Annotated in this window: 5 protein-coding genes; all 5 read right to left on the bottom strand. The window is 74.4% G+C overall.

From position 1 onward, the window contains the following. On the bottom strand, positions 1-114 hold a 114-nt coding region (locus AC2VNT_RS09390), incomplete at its 3' end, for a hypothetical protein (protein ID WP_486946598.1). 9 nt (positions 115-123) lie between these two features. After that, positions 124-1,047, bottom strand: coding sequence for an NAD kinase (locus AC2VNT_RS09385; protein ID WP_486946597.1), 924 nt, complete (start codon positions 1,045-1,047; stop codon positions 124-126). After that, the gene (locus AC2VNT_RS09380; RefSeq protein ID WP_486946596.1) at positions 1,044-1,853 is read right to left on the bottom strand and encodes a TlyA family RNA methyltransferase; all 810 of its coding nucleotides are present in this window, start codon (positions 1,851-1,853) and stop codon (positions 1,044-1,046) included. Before AC2VNT_RS09380 ends, AC2VNT_RS09385 begins: the two co-directional genes overlap by 4 nt. Positions 1,854-1,861: 8 nt before the next feature. Continuing rightward, positions 1,862-2,050: a hypothetical protein gene (locus AC2VNT_RS09375; protein ID WP_486946595.1), complete on the bottom strand. Its 189-nt coding sequence runs from the start codon at positions 2,048-2,050 to the stop codon at positions 1,862-1,864. A gap of 27 nt (positions 2,051-2,077) precedes the next feature. After that, positions 2,078-3,060 (bottom strand): HAD-IIA family hydrolase (locus AC2VNT_RS09370; protein WP_486946594.1); only part of this gene is annotated, 983 nt, incomplete at its 5' end.

Below are 3,060 nucleotides of genomic sequence, written 5' to 3'. Positions count from 1 at the left end.
CACCATGGTCTTGCCGGCGCCGGTCTCGCCGGTCAGCACCGTCAGGCCGCGGTCGACCTCGGCGGTCGCCGAGCTGATCGCGCCGAGCGATGCGATGCGGATCTCAGTCAGCACGGGCCGCCGCTACTGCCCACGCCAGCCGGTGACCGGCAGCCGGAACTTGCGGACCAGCCGGTCGGTGAACGGCGCGCTGTCCAGCCGCGCCCATTTGATCGGGGTATCGCCGCGGCGCACCTCCAGCCGTCCGCCGGCCGGCACCAGCATCTTCCGCCGGCCGTCGCAGAACACCAGGGCGGCGTGACCGCACCCTTCCACCTCGACCGCGATGGTCGAGTCCGGGCTGGTCACCATCGGCCGGCCGAACAGCGCGTGCGCGTTGTTGGGCACCACCAGGATCGCCTCCAGGTCGGGCCAGAGCACCGGCCCGCCCGCGGAGAACGCGTAGGCGGTGGATCCGGTGGGCGTCGACACCAGCACACCGTCGCAGCCGAACGCCGACACCGGCCTGGCGTCCACCTCGACGACCACTCCGAGCACGCCCAGTCGTGGCCCCTTCTCCATGCTCGCCTCGTTGAGCGCCCAGCCGCGATCGATCGTCCCCCCCTCGGCGCGGACCGCCACGTCCAGCGTCATCCGGTCCTCCACCCGGTAGTCGCGGGCGATGATCCGGTCGAGCACCGCGTCGATAGTGTCGTTTTCGGCTTCGGCCAGAAACCCGATCCGGCCCAGGTTCACCCCGAGCACCGGGATGTCGGCGTTGCGGGCCAGCTCCGCCGCCCGCAGGAAGGTGCCGTCGCCACCGAGCACCAGCACCAGTTCGCAGCCCTCGGCGGCGCGGTGGTCGGGGTCCACCACCTCGATCTCCACCCCGAGCGCACGCATGTCGTCCGGCGCCAGATGCAGCGAGCCCTTGTCGACCGCCTCGGCGGTGAGCACCCGCAGGGCGATGTCGTGATCGCCGAGGATCTTCTCCACCCGGCGGGCGGTGTCGGTCGCCTCTTCGCGGCCGGTGTGCACCACCAGCAGGACGCTGCGCCGAGAACTCATCGCGGCCCCTCCGCGACGGCGTCGGTGATCGCCCGGCGCAGCTCGTCGCCGGTGAGCGGCCGGGCGGTGGCGGCGCGCAGGTGCAGGAAGTACTCGACATTGCCGGCCGGGCCGGGCAGGGGGCTGGCGGTGACGCCGACGGTGTGCCAGGCCAGCCGCCCGGCGCGCTCGGCGACGGCCAGCACCGCGGACGCGCGCAGCGCCGGATCCTGAACCACCCCGCCGGCTCCGACGTTTCCGCGGCCGACCTCGAACTGAGGCTTCACCATGGGAACGATATCGGCGTCCGGTGACACGCAGCCAGTCAGCGCGGGCAATACGGTGGCCAGCGAGATGAACGACAGGTCGGCGACGGCCAGCTCGGCCGGGCCGCCGATCATCGCCGGGGCCAGGTCCCGCACATTGGTCCGCTCGAGCACCGCCACCCGCGGGTCGGTGCGCAGCGGCCAGGCCAGCTGGCCGTAACCGACGTCGACGGCGACCACCCGGGCGGCGCCGCGGTCCAGCAGGACCTCGGTGAAGCCCCCGGTCGACGCTCCGGCGTCCAGGCAGGCCCGGCCGGCCACGTCGATCCCGAAGGCATCCAGAGCGCCGATCAGCTTGTGCGCCCCGCGAGACACCCAGTCGCGGGCGCCGTCCACGGCGACGGCCAGGTCTGCGGTGGTCGCGACCGCGGTCGCCGGCTTGGCGGCCGGCATCCCGTCGATGGTGACCCGGCCGGCGGTGATCAACTCGGCCGCCTGCTGCCGGGATCGGGCCAGCCCCCGGCGGACCAGCTCGGCGTCGACGCGGGCGCGCCTCGGCATGCGCGCACTCAGCCCTTCTCCACCGATTCCAGCGCACGCACCAGCAGCTCGTGCGCCTGCTCGAGACGTTGGGCCAGCCCGTCGATGTCCGCCTGCGCGGGCAGCGCAGCGAGCTCGTCCCCGTCGGGCAGCTCGGCCAGCAGCGCTTCGATGCGGACCCTGATCGGGCTCGGCTTCCGCTCGGGTTCGGTACTCATTGCGCCACTTACGCTAGTCGATGGCCGCTACGACGCGGGGCTCAGCAGCGACCAGCGTCCCAGCGCCGCGCGGGCGGTCTCGTCGCCCGGCCTGATGGTGCGGGCACCGGCCGGGCCGCAGTCCCACACCGCGCGGGCGACCGCGCGAACGATGGACAATCCGTCGCCGTCGGCCGGCAATCCGTCGGTGCCGCCCGGCACCGACTCGACGGTGACCGCCGCGCCGTCGGCGCGCACCCGCCACTCCGGTTGTGCGGCGACCGCGAGCGGCTCGGCGCTGGCGTGCAGTGCGCGCAGGTCCCCGACGATGTAGGTCGGGCGCTGGCCGGCCGGCGCCTCGACGGCGTCGCGGGCCGAGCTGACCCCGGTCAGCACCATCACGCTGGGCAGGCCGGCGGCGTCGGCGCCGGCGATGTCGGTGTCCAGCCGGTCGCCGACCACCAGCGGGCGCTGGAAGTCGCCGCGGGCCAGCGCGTCGATCAGCAACGCCGGCGACGGCTTGCCGGCGACCTGCGGCTCGGCGTCGGTGGCCGTGCGCAGCGCCGCGACCATCGAGCCGTTGCCCGGCAGCAGCCCCCGTTCCGACGGCAGCGTGCGGTCGACGTTGGTGGCGAGCCACAGTGCGCCGTGCCGGATCGCCAGCGCCGCCTCGGCCAGATCCGCCCAGCCGGTGTCGGGGGAATGCCCCTGGACCACGGCGACCGGCTCCTCGGCGAAACGGCGGACCGGCCGCAGCCCGACCGCGCTGACCTCGGCGGCCAGTGCATCGGTGCCGACCACCAGCACCGGCGCCCCGCCGGCCAGCCGCGCGGCCAACAGATGGGCCGCGGTCTGCGCGCTGGTCACGACGTCGTCGCCGGCCGCGCGGAAGCCGAGCCGGTTCAGTTTCTCGGCGACCTGGGCCGCGCTGCGCGACGCGTTGTTGGTGACGTACTGGGCGCGGCCCGGCGCCCGCTGAAGCGACCGGGCCGCGCCGGGCGTCGGCTCGTCACCGCAGAACACCGTGCCGT

This window comes from Mycobacterium sp. TH-M15 (assembly GCF_057473705.1).
Note: the sequence above shows the minus strand (reverse complement) of the source record. Positions and strands in the feature narration are given on the sequence as shown.